The organism is Streptomyces sp. NPDC008163, assembly GCF_042956885.1.
GTDB classification, from domain to species: Bacteria; Actinomycetota; Actinomycetes; order Streptomycetales; family Streptomycetaceae; genus Streptomyces; species Streptomyces drozdowiczii_A.
The window spans coordinates 1-1,196 of sequence record NZ_JBIBHG010000028.1 but is presented as its reverse complement, the minus strand read 5'-3'; the positions used below and the strand labels follow the sequence as shown (position 1 = coordinate 1,196).

Annotated in this window: 1 rRNA gene (running past one end of the window); it reads left to right on the top strand. The window is 55.9% G+C overall.

Annotated elements, in window-relative coordinates:
* Positions 1-1,174, top strand: a 23S ribosomal RNA gene (locus ACFZAT_RS33280); it begins 2,038 nt to the left of the window's first position.
* Positions 1,175-1,196 lie beyond the last annotated feature (22 nt).

The following is a 1,196-nucleotide window of genomic DNA, read 5'->3' as shown; positions in this document are numbered from 1 at the left end:
GTGAGCTGGGGGTGGCCGCAGAGACCAGCGAGAAGCGACTGTTTACTAAAAACACAGGTCCGTGCGAAGCCGTAAGGCGATGTATACGGACTGACGCCTGCCCGGTGCTGGAACGTTAAGGGGACCGGTTAGCTGCTCTTCGGGGTGGCGAAGCTGAGAACTTAAGCGCCAGTAAACGGCGGTGGTAACTATAACCATCCTAAGGTAGCGAAATTCCTTGTCGGGTAAGTTCCGACCTGCACGAATGGCGTAACGACTTCTCGACTGTCTCAACCATAGGCCCGGTGAAATTGCACTACGAGTAAAGATGCTCGTTTCGCGCAGCAGGACGGAAAGACCCCGGGACCTTTACTATAGTTTGATATTGGTGTTCGGTTCGGCTTGTGTAGGATAGGTGGGAGACTTTGAAGCGGCCACGCCAGTGGTTGTGGAGTCGTCGTTGAAATACCACTCTGGTCGTGCTGGATGTCTAACCTGGGTCCGTGATCCGGATCAGGGACAGTGTCTGATGGGTAGTTTAACTGGGGCGGTTGCCTCCTAAAGAGTAACGGAGGCGCCCAAAGGTTCCCTCAGCCTGGTTGGCAATCAGGTGTTGAGTGTAAGTGCACAAGGGAGCTTGACTGTGAGACCGACGGGTCGAGCAGGGACGAAAGTCGGGACTAGTGATCCGGCAGTGGCTTGTGGAAGCGCTGTCGCTCAACGGATAAAAGGTACCCCGGGGATAACAGGCTGATCTTCCCCAAGAGTCCATATCGACGGGATGGTTTGGCACCTCGATGTCGGCTCGTCGCATCCTGGGGCTGGAGTCGGTCCCAAGGGTTGGGCTGTTCGCCCATTAAAGCGGTACGCGAGCTGGGTTTAGAACGTCGTGAGACAGTTCGGTCCCTATCCGCTGTGCGCGTAGGAATATTGAGAAGGGCTGTCCCTAGTACGAGAGGACCGGGACGGACGAACCTCTGGTGTGCCAGTTGTTCTGCCAAGGGCATGGCTGGTTGGCTACGTTCGGAAAGGATAACCGCTGAAAGCATCTAAGCGGGAAGCCTGCTTCGAGATGAGTATTCCCACCCTCTTGAAGGGTTAAGGCTCCCAGTAGACGACTGGGTTGATAGGCCAGATGTGGAAGCCCGGTAACGGGTGGAGCTGACTGGTACTAATAGGCCGAGGGCTTGTCCTCAGTTGCTCGCGTCCACTGTGTT